Raw genomic sequence first — 21,537 nt, forward strand, 5'->3', positions numbered from 1 at the left:
GACGGGCTTCTCCTCACCCGGCGAGCCGCTTGACCTTGAACGATTGCGCGATCTTCTCGAACTCCCCGGCGCGCTTCCGGTAGCAGGCGGCCGAGCAGCGGATCAGCAGGGTGGAGATCTGCTTGCCGTCCTCGGCGAGGTAGGAGGTGAGGTCGAAGGTCTCGGTCCCGGCCCCCAGGATCGAGTAGTTGAACCGCACGTGCACCCCGCGCAGGCCGTCTCCCGGCTGGAGCACGTCGTCGGCGAGCAGTTCGAAGTTGCGCAACGCGGAGCCGGCGGTCGCCTCGTACTCCTTGCGCGCCGTCTCGGTGACGGGCAGGAAGGCGTTGCGCATGGTGTCGAGGGAGACGGTGTCCTGTTCCTTGGGCAGAAGTTTGGTGGTGCGGGCGAAAACGAATGGTTCGTCACCGGTGCCGTAACCGAGAAGGTGATTCGCGGACGGTTCGGTGTGGGCGTCGTAGCCGATCGACCAGATGAGCTGTTTGCGTATCTGCGCGGTGGCCGATTCGAGGTCGTCCCCGAGCGTCATCTTGTCGAGCGCCGTTTGGTCGACCTTCTGCCAGGTCGCCGGAACCTTGAAGTACGTCTGCCCCTCGTCGTGGCGGACGTAGGTGAACTCGGCACGTGCGCATCCCGTGAGCCCGCCGACCATGGCGGATACGACCGCCACGGCAACCACGGCAAACCCGGCCCTTGATCTCTTCACCAGGGCTGTACCTCCGCTTTACGGGTTAACGAGATGGTTGTGCCCGCTTTTCACGCGACTCTCTCCTCTCCTGGCACCCCTAATCCAGGAAAAATTGACCAAATCTTTCCGGGAACCCGGCTTCACTTGTTACACAGTGCCGCCGCCGGATTCCCGACATCATTGAACCCTCGGGCCCTGTCCCGGAACAGGGGGCGGCGGGCCCGCTCCGTCCTTTCCGTGAACCGGGCGCCCCCGGACAGTGCCGGGCGCCGTGCGACAAACCGTGACATCGAGCGGACGGGCACCGGCGCGAGGCGCGCCCGCCGCACCCCGCGACGTTCCCTGCCGACCCCTGCCACCCCCGGTCGGCCCCGGGCCGGGGCGAGGCGAAGAGGGCCCGCCTCCGGGACCGAAGAAGGCCGGCGAAATCTCCCGCGGCACGCGACCGCCGGGAACCCTCTCCCGTCACCATGCGAATCGATGAATCGCACATTCGTCCGTACGCCCGTCCGTTCAACGCGATATCGACGACGACGATGGATTCCGTCTGGCGAAAAAGTCTCGCGGGCCGATCGCGAGCCACCGGCCGGGATCACGGCCGCTCGTGATCACCGCTTTTCTTGAGGTCGGCCACCGGGCGACCGGGCCGCCGGGCCCGGCGGCCGTTACCCCCGTGCGGGGCGCCCGACCGGGCGGATGACCCGAAAGAGCTCACAGAACGCCTACAGCCCGAGCAATGCCCCTTTTGTTGACTCTTTGCTCACGCACATCTTTATCCGGATTTTTCAGGGTACGGAAGTATGAGGTTTATAAAATATGGTGCTTTCTTGCCTTTGCCCAAAAAAGGCATTGAACATCATCGACACCACCTTCCTTCGCCATACGCCGATGAGAACTCCACGGGGGGTGGAGCGCACGACGAGGCAACCGACAAGGAGTGATGATCGTGAACAATGAGGTACGGATAGCCCTCGCCGTAGCCGGTGGCTATCTTCTGGGGCGACGCCAGAAGCTGCGGCTGGCGATGGCGCTGGCCGCGGCCGGGGCGACCGGCCGGTTGAGCGCCGGTCAGGGTGACCTGCTGCAGCAGGGGTTGAAGGTACTCAGCTCCTCCCCCGAACTGGCGAAGATCACCGAAAGTGTCCGGGGCGATCTCGTGGACGCGAGCAAGGCCGCCGCCAAGGCCGCGGTGAGCAGGCGGATCGACTCGATGAGCACCAGGCTTCACGACCGGGCCGAGTCCCTGCGCAACCCGCTGGAGCAGCCGGAGGACCTGGGAGAGGAGCCCGAGGAGGGCGAGGAGGCCGAGGAGCCCAAGGGGCGCCGCGGGCGCATGAAGGGCCTCCTGTCCCGCAGGAAGGGCCGGCGACAGGACGAGGAGGAAGAGGAGGAGTACGAACCCGAGACGGACGAGTACGAGGAGGAAGAGGACGAGGAGGAAGAGGAGGCCCCGCCCGTCCGCAGGCGTCCCGCCTCCAAGCGCCGTGAGCCGGCCGTCAAGCCCGCCCGGCGGGCACCGCGAGACTCCGGAGACGAGGAGGACGAAGAGGAGGAGGAAGAGGAGCCACGGGCCAGGGCCAAGCGCCGGCCTCCGTCCCGGAGCGGATCCACCTCTTCCCGCACCAAGCCGACGCCCGCCAGGGCACGGGGGTGACCTCGATGGCCGAAACCTCGAAGAAGCGTCCCGACCGTGAGGGCGGCGACGAGCCGCCCACCAGCCGGCTCAACCAGGAGTTCCACAACCTCATGGGAGCCCTCGGGGAGCGGGCCCTGTCGTCGGTGAGCGGAAAGGTCGAGGGCATGACCGGCCGCCTGACCGACTACGCCGGGGGCGCCGGGTCCGGCCTGATCAGCGCGCTGACCGGCTCCAAGCACCCCAAGACGGCGATCGCCGGGGGCATGGTGAAGGGGCTGGGCAAGATGGCGGTCGGCGGCCTGGTCAAGAAGCTCACCGGCGGCGGCAAGGGCGGTCAGAGCGGGAAGCTCAAGATGATCAACATCATCGAGTCGATCGACGTCGGCGCCCCGATACGTGTCGTCTACGACCAGTGGACCCAGTTCGGTGACTTCCCGAGCTTCATGAAGAAGGTTGAGGGCGTCGACCAGGAGTCCGACGAGAAGCTGGAGTGGAAGGCGCAGATCTTCCTCTCCCACCGGACCTGGGAGTCGACGATCCTCGAACAGCTGCCGGACAAGCGGATCATCTGGCGGTCGAAGGGGGCGAAGGGCTACGTCGACGGCGCCGTGACCTTCCACGAGCTCGGTCCGGACCTCACCCGGATCCTGCTCGTCCTGGAGTACTACCCGAAGGGCCTCTTCGAGCGCACCGGCAACCTGTGGCGCGCCCAGGGCAGGCGCGCGCGCCTCGAACTCAAGCACTTCCGGCGGCACGTCATGAGCCGGGTGCTCCTGCATCCCGACGACCTGGAGGGTTGGCGCGGCGAGATCCGTGACAGCGAGGTCGTCAAGGACCAGGAGACGGCACTGCGCGAGGAGGAGGAAAGGAAGAAGGCCGAGAAGGACTCCGAGGAGGAACCCGAGCAGGACCGGACCGAGACCGGCGAGGCCGACGAGGACGAAGGCGAGGAGTCCGAGGAGGACGCCCTCGAGGACGAGGAGGAATCCGAGGAGGACGAGCCCGAGGACGAGCTCGAAGAAGAGGAAGAGGAGGAAGAGGAGGAAGAGCCCGAAGCGGAACGCGCGGCCGACGAGGAGGAGAAGCCCGAGGAGAAGCCGCTCAGGCGTCCGTCGCAGCGTCGCAGGTCCGCCGCCCCCAAGGGCGCGGAGGAGACGCCCAGGCGTCCCGCCCGCCGCAAGGCGGCCAGCCGGACGTGACCGGAGGGGGCACGGGAGCACCAGGGAGGAGACGCCATGACCATCGTTCAACCCTCGGGCGGCGGGACGGGCGGCCACGGGTCCTCGTCGGGACTGGCCGACGTCATCGACACGATCCTCGACAAGGGACTCGTGATCGACGCCTACGTCAGGGTCTCCCTGGTGGGGATCGAGCTGCTGACGATCGACGCGCGCGTCGTGGTGGCCAGCGTCGACACCTACCTGCGCTTCGCCGAAGCCGTCAACCGCCTCGACCTCACCCAGACCGGCAACCAGAAGGGGCTGCCCGAGCTGGTGGAGGGCATGACGGAGAGCGGCAGCAGGACGAAGGTCAAGGGTGCGACGCACGGGCTGCTGGACGCGGCGGGCGAGAAGCTCCGCGGCCTGACGGCCGGGGAGCCCGGCGAGGACGAGTACGACGAGGACGGCACGGAACGCGAACGGGTGCCCCGCCGCAGGCGGCGCGGGGAGGAGTGAGATGCACGGTTCCAGCGAGAAGCGCGGCACGGTCCGGTCCGGCAGGCGGCCCAGGGCCGACGCCTCCAGGACGGCCGGACGGCACGACACCGGCCGCACCGGCCGGGCCGCCGCGGCCCGGCCCGGGGAGCCCCGCGCCACCGGCACCTACGTGTACGGGATCATCCCGTCCGACGTCGAGCTGACCCCGGGCACCCGGGGAGTGGGAGACCCGCCGAACACGGTCCGGCTCGTGCCCCACGGAGAGATCGCCGCCCTGGTGAGCGACGTCCCCATCGACCGCCCCCTCGGCAGGCCGGACGACCTGGTGGCCCACGAGCGGCTGCTGGACGCCACCGCCGCGGAGGTGCCGGTGCTCCCCTTGCGTTTCGGGGCGGTGGTGACGGACGCCCGGGCGGTCGTCGACGAGCTGCTCGCCCCCCACCACGACGACTTCCTCGCCACGCTGGACGAGCTGGAGGGACGCGCGGAGTACGTCGTGAAGGGACGCTACGTCGAACAGGCCGTCCTGCGGGAGGTGCTCGACGAGGACCCGCGGATCACGCAGCTGCGCGACGCGATCCGCGGGCGCCCCGAGGAGGCGACGTGGGACGCGAGGATGCGGCTCGGAGAGCTGGTCAACACGTCGATCGCGGCCAAGCGCGAGGCCGACACCGAGGCCCTGGTCGGCGCCTTCGACCCGCTCTGCGTCTCCATCGTCGTGCGCGAGCCCACCCACGAGCGGGACGCCGCCCACGTGGCCCTGCTCGCGGACACCGATCGGCAGCCGGAGATCGAGGAGGCCCTGGAGGAGTTCAGGGCCCGGTGGACCGGCCGGGTCGAGCTGCGCCTGCTCGGCCCGCTGGCACCGTACGACTTCGTCAGGGCGTGAGGGAACACACGGGGACGCGAAGGGAGGTGAGCGGTGGTGGAACCGCTGGGAATGATCCTCGGCCTTCCGCTCGCGCCGCTGCGCGGGCTGATCCGGCTCGCGGAGCTGCTGGAGGAGCAGGCCGAGCAGGAACTCCGGGGTCCCGCGGCGGTCAGGCGCCGCCTGGAGGAACTGGCGGAGGCCAGGGCCTCCGGCGAGATCTCGCAGGAGGAGGAGGCCGAGGCGGCGGAGCGGATCCTCAGGGAGATGATCGCTTAGCCGGTACGGCCGCACCGGCGCGGAGACGACGAGAGGAGTGATCTCGTGCCTGTCAGACACAGAGCCCGCGGGGAACGCTCGACCGGCGATTCCCACAGGACCACCGGCGACGAGGCCCTCGACGAGACCTTCGACGAGCCTCTCGACGAGGACGAGGACGAGGAACCCTACGAAGACCTCGACGAGGAGGACCTGGACGAGGACGAGCCCGTGAGGGACCGGCGGCCGGGGCGGCGCTCCCCCGCCCTGTCGGCGGCGACCGCCGGAGCGGCCGGGCTGCGGCAGATCGCCGACCTGACCGCGAAGGACACGGAGGGGGTGACGCTGGTGCGACGGACCGAGGAGGGCTGGCAGGTCGAGATCGAGGTCGTCGAGGACCGGCACATCCCCTCGTCGGGCGACATGCTGTCGCTCTACCAGGTCGAGATGGACGCCGCCGGCGACCTGCTGTCGTACCGCAGGGTGAGGCGCTACAGGCGCGGCCGGACGGACGGCGAGGCGGGGTGACGTGGCCGACGTGACACGCCCCGGCGGCGGCAGCGCCTTCCCCCGGTCCTACGGCGGGGGGACACCCGGCGGGCGGGAGTCGTCCGGCAACCTCGCCGACATCCTGGAGCGGGTGCTCGACAGGGGTGTGGTGATCGTGGGCGACATCCGGGTGAACCTGCTGGACATCGAGCTGCTCACCATCAAGCTGCGCCTGCTCATCGCCTCGGTTGACACGGCGCGGGAGCTGGGGATCGACTGGTGGGAACACGATCCGTGGCTCACCTCCCGGGACCGCGACCTGGTCGAGGAGAACCGCGTCCTCCGCGACCGGCTGGCCGGCGTGGAGGGCGACGGCGCCCGGCGCCGCTCCCTCGGCGGGGGCGAGGGCACCCGTTCGCCCGGCGACGTCCGGGAGCCGGGAAGGGCCGGAAGGTTCAGGGAGGGACGCGATGGCTGAGACGGGCACGTATCTCTACGCGATCGCCCGGGAGGTGGGCCGCGCCCTCCCGGACCACGTGATCGGCGTGGCCGGGGCGCCGGTGCGCGCGATCACGCACGAGGGTCTGGTCGCGTACGTGAGCCCGGTGCCCCTGGAGGAGTTCGGCGAGGAGCCGCTGCGGCGTTTCCTGGAGGACCTGGACTGGGTCGGGGAGACGGCCCGCGCCCACAACCGTGTCGTGGAGGCCGTGGCGGAGGGGGCTCCCACGGCCCCGGTCCGGCTGGTGACGGTCTACAGCACCGAGGAGCAGGTCCGCGACCTGCTCCGGCGCAGGCACGACGACTTCGCCGAGGTGCTCGCCCGCGTCACCGGGTGCAGGGAATGGGGTGTGAAGGCGTACGCCGAACCGGACTCGGGCGCCCCTGCGGCCGAGGAGGCCCCCGCGGAGACCTGCAGCCCGGGAACGGCGTACCTGAAGCGCCGCCGGGCGAGCCTGCGCGGCCGGGAGGACGCCTGGCGCCGGGCGGCGCGGCGTGCCGAGGACATCCACGCCGCCCTGGTGTCGGTCTCGGTGGCCGGGCACCGCCACCGGCCGCAGGACCCGCGACTGTCCGGCCGCGAGGAGGTGATGCTGCTCAACGGCGCCTACCTCGTCGACGAGGACCACGGTGAGGAGTTCACCGCGGCCGTCGACTCGCTGCGCGGCGAGGGGGTCGGGATGCAGCTCACCGGCCCCTGGGCACCGTACTCCTTCACCTCGATGGACCTCGGCGATCCACGCGAGGCGTCCGATGACCCGTGACCGCCCCCCGCGAGGCGCCGAGCTCGCCGCCCAGGGACGCCTTCCCCCCGAGCGGGTGGCGCTCGTGGACCTGCTCGACCGGCTGCTGGCCGGTGGCGTGGTCGTGAGCGGGGACCTCGTGCTGTCCATCGCCGACATCGACCTCGTCCGCATCTCGCTGCGCGCCCTGATCACCTCCGTACGGGCCTCCGACCCGATCCCGTCCGCCCACCCGCCCGGCGCGGTCACGCTCCTGCGGGCCTCCGAGGAGGGGGGCCCGCCGTGAACCGCCGCCTGCCCGCCGCCTCCGGCACGGGGGACTCTCGCGCGACCCGGGGACGGCCTCGTCCCGCGGCGAGGAGGTTCAAGGTCAGGCGGACCACGCTCGCGGGCACGGCCGGGAACGCGCGAGGACCGGCGCGGACCGCCGGCTGGCGGGTGAACACCGACCCAGAGGCCGTCGAACGGGACCTGACCCGCCTCGTGCTCACCCTCGTCGAGCTGATACGGCAGCTGGTGGAACGCCAGTGCGTGCGCCGGATGGACCAGGGAGACCTGTCGGACGAGCAGGTTGAGGTGCTGGGCATGACGCTGATGCGCCTCGAGGAGGCGATGACCGAGCTGTGCGAGCACTTCGGGCTCTCGCCGTCCGACCTCAACCTCGACCTCGGACCGCTCGGAACCCTCCTGCCCACCGACTGACACCACCCACCGCGTCTCCCGCGTTTTCCAGAGCCCCTCCGGCCGGACGCGCGACGGCCGGAAGGGCTCCCCGGGGACACCGGCAGGGCCGGAGGGGCGAACCCCTCCGGCCGCCTCGTTCCCGGACTCCTAGGTCAGATCCTCACACTTCTTCGCGTCGGGATCGTCGGCCGCCTGCGGCACCCAGCGGACGTTGGCGAACGAGGCGGAGAAGGCCCCCTCGGTGTAGACGAGGAACGGCGTGTTCACCACCTCCAGGTCGAGGCCGCCCGCGGCGAAGCAGGCGATGGGGATCTTGACAGTTGACCTCGTCCCCACCGGAAGCCCCTGGAAGAGGGAGGTCGCCACCACCTCGGAGAAGCACGGGTAGACGCAGTGCACGCTGAGCACGGTCCTGGCGGCCGGGGGCTGGTGGACGATCGTGTCGAAGACCAGCGCCCCCTTCGCGTTGAGGTAACCCCTCAGGTCCGTACCGCCCGCCGGGTTCTGCAGGTAGAGCTGGGCGGGGCCGGTGCCGGTCCAGGTCGCCTTCAGGCCGTCCTGCTGTACGTTGACGTCCGACTGCACCACGCCGATCTCGGCGTGCGCCGCCTGGCCGTCGGGGCCGATCTCGGTGCCGCCCCAGTTCTCGGCGGAGCCGATGAAGCTCCGGTACGGCGCGATGTCGGTCCGGTTGAAGATCTCCAGCTCCTCGCTCGCCTCCCCGCCGCCGCCCTGCTCGCCGCAGCCGAACGGGGGCGCGGTCTCGTCGAGCGTCCCGACCTGCCCGCTCTGGCCGCCGCGCAGGCCGTACCCGAGCGGGAACAGCGGGTCGTAGCCCTCGGCGCCCGGGTTCAGCGGCGACTGGCAGGCGCTCCTCGGCCACGAGAACGGCAGCTTGCCGGTGAAGCCGTCACGGTGCTTACCCCGGACGAGCACGTCGGCGACGCCGCCGCCCTCGGTGCCGGGCAGCCACGCGGCGACGAACGCGTCGGAGCGGTTGAGCTCCTTGTTCATCCAGAGCGGCCGCCCGCCGACGAAGACGGTGACGACGGGCGCGCCCTTCCCGGTGACCTTGTCGAGCACCGCGAGGTCACCGGGGTAGATCTTGGCGGCCTCCAGCGTGCGCCGCGAGAGGTCGCCGACACCCTCGGCGTACGGCGTCTCGCCGATCACCGCGATGACCGCGTCGTACGCCGAGGGGTCGACGCCGTCGCCGGTCTCGCTGAAGGTGACGTCGGCCTCGCCGAGCGTCTCGCGCAGGCCGCCGAGGATCGTCGTGCCGTTGGGGAAGTCGGCGTTGACGTTGCCGGTGCCCTGCCAGGTGAGGGTCCAGCCGCCGGTCTGGTTCTGCAGGCTGTCGGCGCTCTTGCCGACCACCAGGACCTTGGAGTCCGCGGCCAGCGGCAGCACCCTGCCGTTGTTCTTGAGCAGGACCTGCGACCTGCGCACGGCATCCCTGGCGAGCCTCTTCGACTCCAGCGCCTCGGCCGATCCGGCGAAGGCGCGCCTGGAGGGCCTGGGGCCGTCGAGCACCCCGGTGCGCGACTTCACGCGCAGGATGCGCGTCACCGCGTCGTCGATGCGCGCCATCGGGATCGCGCCGCTCTCGACCTGGGCGATCGTGTTGGCGATGAACGCCTTCCAGTCGTTGGGCACCATCACCACGTCGATGCCCGCGTTGATCGCCTGGGCGCAGCTCGCGTTGGTGCACCCGGCGACCTGGCCGATGCCGTTCCAGTCGGAGACGACGATGCCGTCGAAGCCCATCTTCCGCTTGAGGATGCCGTCGACGACGCGCTTGCTGCCGTGCAGCTTGCCCTCGGCGATGCCGAGCTCGGCGTTCGTCCAGCTGTTGAACGAGACCATCACGCTCTGGGCCCCGGCCGCGAGGGCGCCGTAGTAGCCCTGGCCGTGCAGGTTGATCATCTCGGCCTCGGACGCGGGGTTGACCCCCTGGTCGGTGCCCTTGAGGGTGCCGCCGTCACCGATGAAGTGCTTGGCTGTGGCGATGACGCCGTCCTGGCCGATGCCGCGCGGGTGCCTGCCCTGCAGGCCCCTGACGGCCTCGTACCCGTACGCCCGGGTGATCCGGGGGTCCTCGGAGAAGCCCTCGTAGGTGCGGCCCCACCGGTCGTCGCGGGGGACGGAGACGCTGGGCGCGAACGCCCAGTCCTGGCCGGTGGCGCGCATCTGCCGGGCGGTCGCCGCCCCGATGTCGCGCACGAGGCACGGATCCTGGGCGGCGCCCAGCCCGATGTTGTGCGGGAAGACCGTCGTGCCGTGGACGTTGTTGTTGCCGTGGACGGCGTCGATGCCCCAGATGACGGGGATCTTCGCGCGGGTGGCGACGGAGGCGTTCCAGTAGGCGTCGGCGAGGTCGAGCCAGGCCTTCTGCGTGGCGTGCTTGTCGCGGCCCGGCCAGGAGCCGCCGCCGTTGAGCACCGAGCCGATGAAGTACTGCCCGACCTCGGCGGGGGTGATCGCGGCGATCTCCGGCTGGGTCATCTGGCCGACCTTCTCGGCGAGCGTCATGCCCGCGAGGATCCTCGCCACCCGCTTCTCGTCGGAGCGGTCCCGCTCGATGCTGCTCCTGACCTTGGGCCACTCGGAGAGGGTGGGCAGCTTCTTCTCGATGCGGGCGCAGCCGCGGGAGTCGAGGGCGGGCTTGCCGATCACCGGCTGCCGGCCGCCCGCCGCGGTCTCGGCGCCCGCGCTCGGAATCCCGGTGGTGCCCGCTGACAGGACGGCGAGACTCGCCAGGACCGCGAGTCCGCTCCGGCGGGCGCCCGGTCGGGCGAAGGGTCTGATCATCGAGGATCCGTTCTCCAGGTACCGCATGGGCGTGGCGGATCCCCCGAGTCCGCACTGCGCAGATCCTGACGCTGTGACCGGGCCGAGTCAATACTCTTGCGAGAGCGCTCTCTCGACTGGATGCGCGACCTTCGGGCGGTTCGCGGCTCACAAACCCTTATCACCAGGCACATCATCGCCGACCGCGTCCCCGGGCGGGAGATCTGGATGAGAGCGCTCTCAGCAAATCGGACACCCCCGCGGCCGGGTGGCGCCGGACAACCCACGGTCAGGGAGGCGGCGCCGCGGCGGCCGGGGCTCCAGGGCGCCCGCGGGAGTCACCTCGTGCGCCCGGCGCGCGGCGGCCTCCGTCCTGGCGCCTGTCCTGGCGCTGGAGCGCCCGCAGCGGGGTGCTCGCGCCCGAAACGCCCGCGCGGGTCACCGGTGCGGTTCGGAAAGGAGTTCCTCGGGGATCACGTCGGGGACGCCGCGCAGGCTGACGAGCGAGACCGCCGCCAGTACGGCGATCGTCACCGCGGCGGTGATCGCGGTGACCTCGACCCCGGTGACGAAGGCCAGCCTCGCGGCCTCGGCGACGGCCTCCCCCAGCTGTCCGGGGAGCGCCGCGGCCGCCTCCAGGGCGGTGGGCAGCGACTCCCTGACGGGGGCCACCACCTCACCGGGCAGCCCCGCCGGAAGCCGGAGGTCGCCCCGGTAGACGCCGGTCAGAACGCTGCCCAGCACGGCGATGCCCAGCGCGGCGCCCAGCTCGAAGGACGTCTCGGAGATCGCCGCCGCGGCGCCGGCCCGCTCTCTGGGCACGCTCGCGAGCACGGTGTCGTTGGTGACGGCGAACGTGAGCCCGATGCCCACCCCGCAGACGATCATCGGGGCGAGGAAGTAGAGGTAGGGGGTGTCGAGAGCGATCTGGCCGTAGAAGGCGAAGCCCGCGGCGGCCATCGCCAGGCCGAGCGCCACCACCCTGGCCCGGCCCCAGCGGATGATCAGCCCCGCCGCCAGGACCCCGCCGACCGCCGCCGACATGCCCCCGGGCAGTCCCGCGAGACCGGCCCGCAGGGGCGACCAGCCCAGCACGAGCTGGAAGTACCAGGCGAAGATCAGTGACAGCGCGGACATGCCGAAGATGGCCACGAGGTTGGCGCCGACCGAGGCGGTGAAGGCCCGGCGCCGGAAGAGGCGGACGTCGATCAGCGGCTCGGCGAGCCGGGTCTGCCGCCGGGCGAACACCGCCAGGGCGGCGATCCCGGCGGCTCCCGCCACCAGGACTCCCGTGTCGGCGAGACCGTGCACGGCGGCCTCCTTCACGGCGTAGATGACACCGATCACGCCGGCCACGGACAGCGGCACGCTCACGAGGTCCACCCGCCCCGCGGCGGGGTTGCGCGACTCCGGGAGCACGACGAGACCGGCGAGCAGGATGAGCAGCATCACCGGCAGGTTGATCAGGAAGACCGAGCCCCACCAGAAGTGGTCGAGCAGCAGGCCGCCGACGACCGGCCCCAGGGCGAACCCGGCCGCGCCCATCCCGCTCCACAGGCCGACCGCCGTGGTCCGCTCCTTCGGGTCCGTGAAGACGTTGCAGACGATCGACAGGGTGGAGGGCATGATCGTGGCACCCGCCACGCCCAGCAGGACACGGGCGGCGATGAGCAGCTCGGGGGTGGGGGCGTAGGCGGTCACCGCCGAGGCCACGCCGAAGGCCGCGGCACCGATGAGGAGCAGCCGTTTGCGGCCGATCCGGTCGCCGAGGTTGCCCATCGTGATCAGCAGCCCGGCGAGCGCGAAGCCGTACGCGTCGCCGATCCACAGGATCTGGGTCGACGAGGGCCGCAGGTCCGCGACCAGCTGGGGAAGGGCGAGGTGCAGGACGGTGACGTCGACGGACAGCAGCAGCGCCGCCAGGCAGGCGACGGCGAGGGTCGCCCATCTGCGGCGGCCCGTGATCGGGGAGTGGTCGTTCATGCCGGTCATCGTGACCGGGAGCGCTGACGGCCCGCGCACCCCCCGCTGACGCCCCCGCACCGGGACGCGCGCGCCGCGACAGGGGCGCGTCACGACAGAAGCGCGTCGTAACAGGCGCGCGTCACGACAGGGGCGCGTCACGACAGGGGCGCGTCACGACAGGGGCGCGTCACGATAAAGGAGCGTCGTGACAGGGGCGCGCGTCGCGACGGTGACGCGTGTCGTCTACGCCCCGGCCCCCGCCGGAGTCGGCCGGAACGTCGAGGTCGGCCGGGCCGCCGGGGACCGTCAGGCCGGGGTCACGCGTCGAGTGTCGCGAGCATCTCGCTCCGCGACAGGCGGGTTCCCGCGCGCCACTCCTCCTCGTACGCGGCGTCGCCCATCCGGGCGCGGACGGCCGCCGTGACATCGACGCCGGAGTCCGCCGCGGTGGTGCCGCCGAGGGCCGTGACCGCGCCCAGCAGCCGGGCCGCGCCCTTGGCGTCGCCCTCCAGCAACGCGACCTCCGCCAGTCCCTCGATCGCCGAGCCCGCCACCAGCGGGTAACGCTGCAGCGCCGGTTCCACCGCCCTGCGGTACCAGGTCCTCGCCCCGGCCCCGTCCCCCCGCGACGCGACGATCCGGCCCAGCCCGACGGTGATGCGCAACCGGAGCTCCTCGGTGGCGTACCACTCCTGGGTGCACAGCTCCAGGGCGCTGAGGGCGAGGGTGAGCGCCTCGTCCAGATCCCCGCGGAGCCTGGCGATCTCGGCGAGACCGTGGTGGACCTTGGCCATCACGTCGGGGGCGCCCGCCCGGCGGGCGTGCTCGGCCGCGCGCAGGTACTCGGCGTGGGCGGTCTCGAGGTCGCCGTCGCGTACGGTTCCCGCGGCGCCGCGGCAGACGAGCTCCGCGATGTCCTCGTCCGATCCGAGCTCCTCCGCCAGGCGAAGCGCCTCCCCGCTCAGCGCGCGCGACGCGGCCCTGTCCCTCCGCAGGTCGGCGAGCCCGGCCAGTTCGGCCAGCGTGAGCGCGCTCCCCCAGCGCTCCCCGATGGAGCGGAACAGCTCCAGCGCCTTCTCGAAGGCGCGTTCGGCGCTCCCGGCACCGCCGCCGTACAGGTAGAAGTAGCCGTAGCCGTAGCAGGACAGCGCCCGCAGCCACGGGTCGGTGATGACGAGGAGCGACGACGGTTCGGGCAGGGAGTCGGGCGGGCCGGTGAACATCGGCCACAGCATGCCCAGGAACGGCCACCGGTAGGGCAGGTCGATCGGAGGGATGATCGGGATGATCGTCTCCAGCAGGTCGAGGTGCCAGGGCGACCGCGTCTCGCCGGAGGAGGCCACGAGCACGCACACGGCGTACTCCTCCTCCATCCCCTCGACCGGCACGGCCCGGGTCGCGCTCTCCGGCGGAGCGGGTCCCGTCACCCCCCCGGCCGCACCGGCACCGATCACGCTCGATGCCGGAACGGCCTCGGTCGACCCCTCGGACGGAGCGCCCCCGGTCGATCCCCCTGCCGGAGCGGCCCCGATCGCGTTCTCGGCGGGGACCGAGCCGATCGCGACGAGCAGGTCCGCGGCGAGGGCGGCGCCCTCCGAGCGGCGGCCCCGCAGCCACCAGTACATGGCGAGCCCGGCGAGCAGGCGCAGCCCCTGCCGGGTCCTGCCGGTGTCGACGGTCCAGCGCAGCGCGGCGTGCAGGTCGTCGCGCTCCTCGTCCAGGCGCCGCAGCCACTCCAGCTGCCCGGCGTCGCGCAGGTGGGAGTCCGCCGTGGCCGCCAGGTCCGCGTAGTAGGAGGCGTGCGCCTCGCGGCGCGCCTCGGTCTCGCCGGTCTCGGCCAGCCGTTCCGCGCAGTACGCGCGGATGGTCTCCAGCATCCGGTAGCGCCCGCCCACCCGCTCGACGAGCGACTTCTCCGCGAGGGAACTCAGCAGGTCGACGACCTCGTCCTCGCGCAGCCCGCACACCCGCCCGGCCGCCTCCAGCGTCGCGCCGCCCACGAAGACGGTGAGCCGCCCGGCCAGTGCCCGCTCGTCGTCGTCGAGCAGGTCCCAGCTCCAGGCGACCACGGCGCGCAGCGTCTGGTGCCGGGGCAGCGCGGTGCGGCTGCCGCGCGACAGGAGGCGGAACCGGTCGTCCAGCCGGGAGGCCACCTCGGCCACCGGCAGGGAGCGCAGGCGCGCCGCGGCCAGCTCCAGCGCGAGCGGCAGGCCGTCCAGGGCGCGGCAGATGCCCAGTACCTGCTCGACGTTGGCGTCGTCGACGCGGAAACCGGGGCGCACGGCCGCCGCCCTGTCGGCGAAGAGCCGTACCGCCGGGTAGGTCAGGGCCTCTCCCGCGGCGGTGCCCGTCCTCGGCACCGGCAGCGGCGCGACCGGGTGGAGCACCTCCCCGGTGATGCCGAGCGCCTCCCTGCTGGTGGCCAGGACGCGCAGTCCGGGACAGGCGGCGAGCAGGTGGTCGGCGAGCTCGGCGGCCTCCGCGACCAGGTGCTCGCAGTTGTCCAGGACGAGCAGCATGGGACGGTCGGCCAGCACCGCGACCAGCCTGGCCAGAGGGGCGGGCACCGGGCGGCCGGGGAACAGGCCGCCGTCGCGGACGCCCAGCGCGCCGAGGACCGCCTGGGCCGCCTCCCCCTCGCCGAGGACGGGGGCCAGCTCCACGAAGCACACGTCGCCCCGCTCCCCCGCGGCGACCTCGCCGGCCAGCCGGGTCTTGCCCGCGCCGCCGGGGCCGACCAGGGTGACCAGTCTCGTCTCGCCGAGCAGCGCGCGGAGCCCGGACGTCTCCCCCTCCCTGCCGACGAAACTCGTCAGCGGGGCCCGCAGTCCCGACCTGACGGGCGCGGCGTCGCCGGCCGCGACACCGGAGACGTCGCCGGAGGCGCCGGTGAGGGCGGGGTCGGCCCTGAGCACCGCCAGGTGCACGGCGGCCAGTTCCGCCGACGGGTCCACGCCGAACTCCTCGCCGAGGATCCGCCTCGCCCCCTCGTACACCTCCAGGGCCTCGGCCTGCCTGCCCGAGCCGTACAGGGCGCGCATCAGCTGCCCGTACAGCCGCTCCCTGAAGGGGTGGGCGGCGGTCAGCTCCTGCAGCTCGGCGACGAGCTCGCGGTGGCGGCCCAGCTCCAGCTCCGCCTGGACGCGGTCCTCCACGCAGTCGAGCCTGAGCCTCTCCAGCCTGGCCGAGGGCGCCCGGGCGAACGGCGCCTCCCCCACGTCGGCGAGCGCGGGCCCGCGCCACAGGGAGAGGGCCTCGCCCAGCAGGCCGACGGCCCTGTCGTACTCGCCGGAGGTCAGGGCCCGGCGGCCGTCGGCGGCGAGCCGTTCGAAGCGGTGGGCGTCGACGGTGTCGGCAGCGGCCGCGAGCCGGTATCCCGCCGGGTGGAACTCGATCATCTCCTGGACGCCGAGCGTCCTGCGCAGCCGCGAGACCTGGGACTGCAGGGCGTTGGCGGCGCTCGCGGGCGGGTCGTCGCCGTACAGACCGCCGATCAGCCGCTCGACGGTCACCACCCTGCCCGCGTCGAGGAGGAGCATCACGAGCAGCGCGCGCATCCCCTGCCCGCCCACGACGACCACGCGCCCGCCGTCGAGCCGGATCCGGGTGGGACCGAGGATGTCGAACCGCATATCCCGATTATCGGGGCATCCGCCCGCCGCCGCCCTGTCGCCGATCATCACCGATCGGGGTACGGGCGTGTAACGCCGGATGATCTCTGGTACGACATATATCTACATGTCAGGACTTTAGGGAAAAAAGATCTTTCTCTGACCCCAGAAGGGGCGGGGCAGGCGGGGTAAGGACTCCACTGGCCGCCCCCGCCAGGGAACGGCTGCCGGGGGTCTCCACGCGGAGGTGTTCGATGAAACAGGTCTACGGCTGGGACCAGGGCGAGAACGAGCCCGGCGACCCCTTCGGGGCGACCGTCGAGAACCTGTTCGCCGAGGTGTGGTCCAGGGAGGGCATCTCCAACCGCGACCGGCGCATGCTGCTGGTCGGCCTGCTCGTCGGCCAGGGCATGGACGCGGACGTCGGCCTCCAGCTGGACGCGGCGCTGCGGACCGGCGACCTCACCCCCGAGGAGCTCCGCGAGGTCGTCGTCTTCCTCACCCACTACGCCGGATGGCCCCGGGGCGCCAGGCTCAACGGCCAGGTCGAGGAGCTGATCGCCCGCGTCATGAGATCGTGACGCCGTCCGGCGAGACCAGCCGCTGCACAGCGAGCCCGGCCGCCTTACGGGGACGTGACCGCACGCGCGGAGCCTCCCGCCCCGAGGTCACGGCCGCGCGGTCCGGCGCCCTCCGCCGGAACCGGCCGGTCGCACGCTCCCGAGGTCACGGCCGCACGCGCGGAATCCCCCTCCCGAGGTCAGAGCCGCTCGACGTTGGGGCCCCGGCAGCGGTTCCTGGTGTCGAAGACGAGGGCGCTCGCCCGCTGGACGAGCTCGTAGTCGAAGCAGTCGTGGTCGGTGAGGACCACCACCGCGTCCGCCGCCGCCAGTTCCCGTTCCGAGAACGCGACCACCTCGACGCCCTGCGGCAGCAGGAAGCAGTCCACGTGCGGGTCGGCGGCCCGCACGTCCGCGCCCAGCTTGCGAAGGTTCCTCACCACCTCGATCGCGGGCGACTCGCGGCAGTCCCCGGCGTTCTTCTTGTACGCGAGGCCGAGCGCGAGCACCCGGCTGCCGTTGACCGGCTTGCGCGACCGGTTCAGCGCGAGACCGACCCGGTGCACGACGTGGTCCGGCATGTGGGCGTTGATGTCGTTGGCCAGCTCCACGAACCGGAAGTTGTGCCCCAGGCTGCGCTTGACCTTCCACGACAGGTACGACGGGTCGATCGGCAGGCAGTGCCCGCCCACGCCGGGACCGGGGGTGAAGCGCAGGTAGCCGAACGGCTTGCTGGAGGCGGCGTCGATGGCCTCCCAGACGTCGATGCCGAGCTGCTGGGCGAAGATCGACAGCTCGTTCACCAGGGCGATGTTGACGTGCCTGAAGGTGTTCTCCAGGAGCTTGCACAGCTCGGCCACCCGAGGCGAGGAGACCGGCACGACCTCGCGCACGATCCGCGCGTAGAACGCCCGGACCCGCTCCAGGGACGCCCCGTCGACGCCGGAGACCACCTTGGGGGTGTTCTCCAGGCGCCAGCGCTCGTTGCCCGGGTCGATCCGCTCCGGGCTGTAGCCGAGGTGGAAGTCGCGCGGCGCGCACAGCCCGGAGCCCTCCTCCAGCAGGGGCAGCAGGTACTCCTCCGTGGTGCCCGGATAGGTGGTGGACTCCAGCACCACCGTGGCGCCCGGCCGCAGCAGCGGGGCGATCGACTCCCCCGCCGCCGCGACGTGGCGCAGGTCGGGAACGCCCTCGCGCAGCGGGGTCGGCACGGTCACCACGCACACGTCGAACCCCTCGGCGGCGCCGTAGTCGGCGGCGGCCAGGTAGCGGCCGGTGCGGTGGGCGGCGGCCAGCGTCTCGTCGCCGACATCCTCGACGTAGGACTCGGCGGCGTTGAGCCGCTTGACCCTGCGGCGGTCGACGTCGACGCCCACCACGTCGAATCCCGCCGCGACGGCCCGCATCGCCAGGGGCAGGCCGACGTATCCCTGACCGACCACGACCAGTTTCTCTCCCACGGCAGGACCTCCGCACCTCGGAAAAAGGAGAATACGAGACAACTTTAGGAGCAGGTATTATCGCCATACCGATTCAGCAATAATCCGGGCGTGTCGCGGCCCATATTCACCGGAACGCGAAGCCGCGACCGGCGCCACTCACCACACATCTCTGATAAGCAGCAAAAACCCTATATTTCCGTCAGAAAAATCATCTTCCCAGTTCAGAGCAGGCACGAAACCCGTTCGACCACCGGGGAAAGAGGCCCGGTGGCCCGCATGTCGGTCCGTCCGAGCACCGAGGATCATCAGTAACATTCACCCGTGCATTCGACGTACGACATCGACGCTGAATCGAAAAAGGGGACCGGTTGATGGCGGGCGGCACGCGTCCCCGCGTCCTTCCGCGAGATCCCGCCCCCGCCCCGCCCCCGGCCCCTCCCGGCACCGCCGCGGACGCCCCGGCTCCCGGCACCACCGCAGGCGCCCCGGCTCCCGGCACCACCGTGGACGCCCCGGCGGGGATTCCCTTCAACCGGACGCACCTGTCCGCGAACGAGCTCGACTATCTCGCGGAGGCCGTGCGCCGGGGGTCCACCTCCGGGGACGGGCCGTTCACCCGGCGGGCGGCCGAGCTGCTGAGGGAGATGACCGGGGCCCGGCAGGTCCTGCTGACCACCTCCTGCACGCACGCCCTGGAGATGTCGGCGATCCTGCTCGACCTGCGGCCCGGCGACGAGGTGATCATGCCGTCGTTCACCTTCGTCTCGACGGCGAACGCCTACGCGCTGCGCGGCGCGGTGCCGGTCTTCGTCGACTGCAGGCCCGACACCCTCAACGTGGACGAGCGGCTGATCGAGGCCGCGATCACCGACCGCACGCGGGCCGTGGTCGTCGTCCACTACGCGGGGGTCGCGTGCGCCATGGAGGAGATCGGCGAGATCTGCGACCGGTACGCCCTCCCCCTCGTCGAGGACAACGCCCACGGCCTCGGAGGCTCCTACCGGGGGCGCCCGCTGGGGGCTTTCGGCGCCCTGGCCGCGCAGAGCTTCCACGAGACCAAGAACGTGCAGTGCGGGGAGGGCGGCGCACTGCTGCTCAACGACGCCGGCCTGATGGCGCGCGCCGAGGTCATCAGGGAGAAGGGCACCGACCGCAGCCGCTTCTTCCGCGGCCAGGTGGACAAGTACCGGTGGGTCGACATCGGCTCCAGCTACCTGCTGTCGGACATCCTCGCCTCGCAGCTCACCTCCCAGCTGGAGTCGTTCGCCGAGACCCAGGCCCGGCGCCTCGCCGCCTGGCGGGGCTACCACGAGGGCCTGGCCGGCTGGGCGGCCGAGAACGGGGTCCGCCTGCCGACGGTTCCCGACGGGTGCGCGCACCCCGCGCACCTGTACTACCTGCTGCTGCCCGACCTGGCGAGCCGCGGGGCCCTCATCGCCCACCTCGGTGACAGGGGCGTGCAGGCGACGTTCCACTACCAGCCCCTGCACGCCGCCCCGGCCGGTCTGCGGTACGGCCGGACGGCCCCGGGCGGGTGCCCGGTCACCGAGAGCGTCGCCGACCGCCTGGTGCGGCTGCCGCTCTTCGCCGACCTGGGCGCGACCGGCGTGACGCGCGTGCTCGACGCCGTACGGAGCCACGAGGTGAGCCGATGGCCTGGCAGGACGTGACGGGAGGCGGGGCCCCGCGCATCGCGGAGTCGCCGCTCGACTCGGCCAGGTTCGGCCGCCCGGTGGAGCGCCTCACCGTCCCCGCGGAGTCCCGGTCCCCCTTTCCAGCGGTTCGCGAGGCCGTGCTGGGGTCGAAGGCGGACGTCATCGTGCTGCGTTACCCGGCCGAGCACGTCGGCTGGTTCGCCGAGCTGACCTCGCTCGGCCGCACCGCCGTGTTCGCGGACTCGCTGACGTACTGGCGCCTGCGCGCGGGACGCGGGCGCGCGCCGGAACCGCCGGGGGATCTCCAGCCGACGCAACGGGTCACCCCGGAGGCGGTGCGCGAGACGGTCTCCGACATCTTCGCCGCCTACCGGAACCACTACCTGGCCAACCCTCTGTTCGACGGCGCCGAGGCGCTGGCGGGCTACCGGGAGTGGGCGCTGCGGTCGGCCTCCGAGGGGGGATGCGTGGCGCTGCGCGAGTGGAGCCCGGCCGCCCGCCCCGGCGGCCCCGCCGCTTTCCGGTCCACCACGCCTTCGGAAAGACCCTCGCGCGCCGCGCCCCCGGAAGGCGGCCGTCACCCCGCCGGGAACGGGGACGGGGACGGGGACGGGATCCTCGCGCTGGCCACGCTCGCCGACGACACCGACCGGACGGAGATCCTGCTCGCCGGCGTCGTCTCCCGGGCCCGGGGACGCGGCCTGTACGCCCACCTGCTGGCGGCGGTGGAGGGGCGCGCCCTGGCCCTGGGCGCGCGGGAGGTCGTCATCTCCACCCAGGGGCACAACACCGGGGCGCAGCGGGCGTGGGCGAGGTACGGCTTCGAACCCGCCCTGGCCTTCCTCACCGTTCACCTGGTCCGGCCCCGGCTGCTGCGTGGACGGCGACGGTAGTGCCGCCCGGCTGCCGGGGCACGCCCGGGGCGGCCGAGGACCCGACGCGCTCGCACACGACGTAGGCCGGCCTCCCCATGCCGTTGCCGTGGATGCGCCCGACGTACTCGCCGAGCACGCCGACGGCCATCAGCTGGGCGGACGAGAAGATCGCGATCATCGACGCGATGGTGGTGAACCCGGCCACCGTGGTGTCGCCGGTGACGAAGTCCCACAGGACGGCGCCGCCCAGCAGGAGGCCGACGACACCGGTGAGGAACCCGAGGTAGCTGGCCGCGCGGAGCGGGGCCGTGCTGTACCCGAGGAGCATGTTCGCCGCGTGCCGCAGCAACAGGACCGGCGTGTAGTTGGAGCGCCCGTGACCGCGCTCGTTCATCTCCACCCGGACCGATCCCACCCGGGTGGTCACCCATGACAGGGCCACGTCGACGGAGGCGTGCGGCCCGGACAGCGCCTGGAAGCCGTCACGCAGGCGCGTACGGAAGGCACGGAAGGCGCTGATCGTCCGGGCGGCGCGGACGCCCAGCCCACCGGCCATCGCGGCCTTGACCGACCGGGAGGCGAGACTGCGGACCGGCCCGTGCTCCTCGCGGCGCGGGACGCCGTACACGAGGTCGAGGTGGTCGCCCTCCAGGGCGGCCAGCAGGAGGGGGATCTGCTCAGGCGGGTGCTGCAGGTCGTCGTCCATGGTGACGACGACCTCGAACTCCGCCTCCCTGATCCCGGCGACCAGCGCGTTGTGCTGGCCGTAGTTGCGGGACAGGTGCAGGGCGCGCACTCCGTCGACGCGGCGCGCGAGCTCGGCGGCCGTCCTCCAGGTGTCGTCCGGGCTCCCGTCGACGACGAGGATCACCTCGTGGGGGACGGCCAGCTCGCGCAGGACCGTCATGAGCCTGGTCACCAGCACCGGAAGGGTCCGCGCGGAGCGGTAACACGGAACAACCACCGACACGGACATCGATCCCCCGGTTATTTCTCGCAGCGGGATAAAATCCAGCTGATCATCGCGCGACACATTCCACAAAAGGCCGGACATGGCGCACGTTAAAAATCGGACTGATCATGAAAAGCATCCACATGACCGGCGGCGAGGTTTTAT

Annotated in this window: 19 protein-coding genes; 13 read left to right on the forward strand and 6 right to left on the reverse strand. The window is 72.0% G+C overall.

All coding sequences use genetic code 11. The features are described from left to right. Positions 1-13 precede the first annotated feature (13 nt). A complete protein-coding gene (locus ACFYWM_RS31725; protein ID WP_389921154.1) occupies positions 14-670 on the reverse strand; it encodes a hypothetical protein in 657 nt (218 codons plus the stop codon). A gap of 964 nt (positions 671-1,634) precedes the next feature. Here ACFYWM_RS31725 and ACFYWM_RS31730 point away from each other — a divergent pair. The 10 genes from ACFYWM_RS31730 to ACFYWM_RS31775 are packed head-to-tail and all read left to right on the forward strand — an operon-like array spanning position 1,635 to position 7,540. After that, the gene (locus ACFYWM_RS31730) at positions 1,635-2,342 is read left to right on the forward strand and encodes a hypothetical protein (RefSeq protein WP_389921157.1); all 708 of its coding nucleotides are present in this window, start codon (positions 1,635-1,637) and stop codon (positions 2,340-2,342) included. Between the two features lie 5 nt (positions 2,343-2,347). Continuing rightward, positions 2,348-3,523 carry an SRPBCC family protein gene (locus ACFYWM_RS31735; RefSeq protein ID WP_389921160.1) on the forward strand — a complete coding sequence of 392 codons (1,176 nt, stop codon included), beginning with the start codon at positions 2,348-2,350 and terminating at the stop codon, positions 3,521-3,523. 36 nt (positions 3,524-3,559) lie between these two features. Then, entirely contained in the window at positions 3,560-4,000 is a 441-nt protein-coding gene (gene gvpJ / locus ACFYWM_RS31740) for a gas vesicle protein GvpJ (RefSeq protein ID WP_389921163.1), read from the forward strand. Between the two features lies 1 nt (position 4,001). Continuing rightward, entirely contained in the window at positions 4,002-4,871 is an 870-nt protein-coding gene (locus tag ACFYWM_RS31745; protein ID WP_389921165.1) for a GvpL/GvpF family gas vesicle protein, read from the forward strand. Between the two features lie 33 nt (positions 4,872-4,904). After that, positions 4,905-5,129, forward strand: a complete 225-nt coding sequence (locus tag ACFYWM_RS31750) for a gas vesicle protein GvpG (RefSeq protein ID WP_389921168.1) — start codon at positions 4,905-4,907, stop codon at positions 5,127-5,129. Positions 5,130-5,174: 45 nt separating this feature from the next. Beyond that, positions 5,175-5,636 (forward strand): gas vesicle protein GvpO, encoded by a 462-nt coding sequence (gvpO, locus tag ACFYWM_RS31755; protein WP_389921171.1) that lies wholly within the window; start codon positions 5,175-5,177, stop codon positions 5,634-5,636. A gap of 1 nt (position 5,637) precedes the next feature. Next, positions 5,638-6,075: a gas vesicle protein gene (locus ACFYWM_RS31760; RefSeq protein ID WP_389921173.1), complete on the forward strand. Its 438-nt coding sequence runs from the start codon at positions 5,638-5,640 to the stop codon at positions 6,073-6,075. Further along, positions 6,068-6,859 carry a GvpL/GvpF family gas vesicle protein gene (locus ACFYWM_RS31765; RefSeq protein ID WP_389921176.1) on the forward strand — a complete coding sequence of 264 codons (792 nt, stop codon included), beginning with the start codon at positions 6,068-6,070 and terminating at the stop codon, positions 6,857-6,859. Before ACFYWM_RS31760 ends, ACFYWM_RS31765 begins: the two co-directional genes overlap by 8 nt. Continuing rightward, positions 6,849-7,124 carry a gas vesicle protein gene (locus tag ACFYWM_RS31770; RefSeq protein ID WP_389921179.1) on the forward strand — a complete coding sequence of 92 codons (276 nt, stop codon included), beginning with the start codon at positions 6,849-6,851 and terminating at the stop codon, positions 7,122-7,124. Before ACFYWM_RS31765 ends, ACFYWM_RS31770 begins: the two co-directional genes overlap by 11 nt. Further along, complete coding sequence (locus ACFYWM_RS31775; protein ID WP_389921181.1) at positions 7,121-7,540, forward strand: gas vesicle protein K; 420 nt, start codon at positions 7,121-7,123, stop codon at positions 7,538-7,540. Before ACFYWM_RS31770 ends, ACFYWM_RS31775 begins: the two co-directional genes overlap by 4 nt. Positions 7,541-7,669: 129 nt before the next feature. Here ACFYWM_RS31775 and ACFYWM_RS31780 read toward each other — a convergent pair whose 3' ends face one another. The 3 genes from ACFYWM_RS31780 to ACFYWM_RS31790 all read right to left on the reverse strand — a co-directional run bounded on the left by ACFYWM_RS31780 (position 7,670) and on the right by ACFYWM_RS31790 (position 15,909). Next, entirely contained in the window at positions 7,670-10,333 is a 2,664-nt protein-coding gene (locus tag ACFYWM_RS31780) for a glycoside hydrolase family 3 N-terminal domain-containing protein (RefSeq protein WP_389921184.1), read from the reverse strand. A gap of 417 nt (positions 10,334-10,750) precedes the next feature. After that, entirely contained in the window at positions 10,751-12,295 is a 1,545-nt protein-coding gene (locus tag ACFYWM_RS31785) for an MFS transporter (protein WP_389921187.1), read from the reverse strand. Positions 12,296-12,594: 299 nt separating this feature from the next. Further along, a complete protein-coding gene (locus ACFYWM_RS31790; RefSeq protein ID WP_389921189.1) occupies positions 12,595-15,909 on the reverse strand; it encodes a BTAD domain-containing putative transcriptional regulator in 3,315 nt (1,104 codons plus the stop codon). Between the two features lie 233 nt (positions 15,910-16,142). Between ACFYWM_RS31790 and ACFYWM_RS31795 the strand changes: the two genes are divergently transcribed. Beyond that, positions 16,143-16,469, forward strand: coding sequence for a carboxymuconolactone decarboxylase family protein (locus tag ACFYWM_RS31795; protein WP_389921192.1), 327 nt, complete (start codon positions 16,143-16,145; stop codon positions 16,467-16,469). A gap of 179 nt (positions 16,470-16,648) precedes the next feature. On the opposite strand, the gene ACFYWM_RS31800 is transcribed toward ACFYWM_RS31795, so the two are convergent. Then, the gene (locus ACFYWM_RS31800) at positions 16,649-17,908 is read right to left on the reverse strand and encodes a nucleotide sugar dehydrogenase (RefSeq protein WP_389921195.1); all 1,260 of its coding nucleotides are present in this window, start codon (positions 17,906-17,908) and stop codon (positions 16,649-16,651) included. A 353-nt stretch (positions 17,909-18,261) separates the two neighbouring features. Between ACFYWM_RS31800 and rffA the strand changes: the two genes are divergently transcribed. Both rffA and ACFYWM_RS31810 read left to right on the forward strand, forming a co-directional pair. Continuing rightward, a complete protein-coding gene (rffA, locus tag ACFYWM_RS31805) occupies positions 18,262-19,560 on the forward strand; it encodes a dTDP-4-amino-4,6-dideoxygalactose transaminase (protein WP_389921198.1) in 1,299 nt (432 codons plus the stop codon). Then, complete coding sequence (locus ACFYWM_RS31810) at positions 19,542-20,438, forward strand: GNAT family N-acetyltransferase (RefSeq protein ID WP_389921200.1); 897 nt, start codon at positions 19,542-19,544, stop codon at positions 20,436-20,438. The genes rffA and ACFYWM_RS31810 overlap by 19 nt, the downstream gene beginning before the upstream one ends. Here the strand turns inward: ACFYWM_RS31810 and ACFYWM_RS31815 are convergent. Then, a complete protein-coding gene (locus tag ACFYWM_RS31815; RefSeq protein WP_389921203.1) occupies positions 20,389-21,396 on the reverse strand; it encodes a glycosyltransferase family 2 protein in 1,008 nt (335 codons plus the stop codon). The two genes, ACFYWM_RS31810 and ACFYWM_RS31815, sit on opposite strands and share 50 nt — an antisense overlap. Positions 21,397-21,537 lie beyond the last annotated feature (141 nt).

Source organism: Streptosporangium sp. NPDC002721 (assembly GCF_042888905.1).
In the GTDB taxonomy this organism is placed as follows: Bacteria; Actinomycetota; Actinomycetes; order Streptosporangiales; family Streptosporangiaceae; genus Streptosporangium.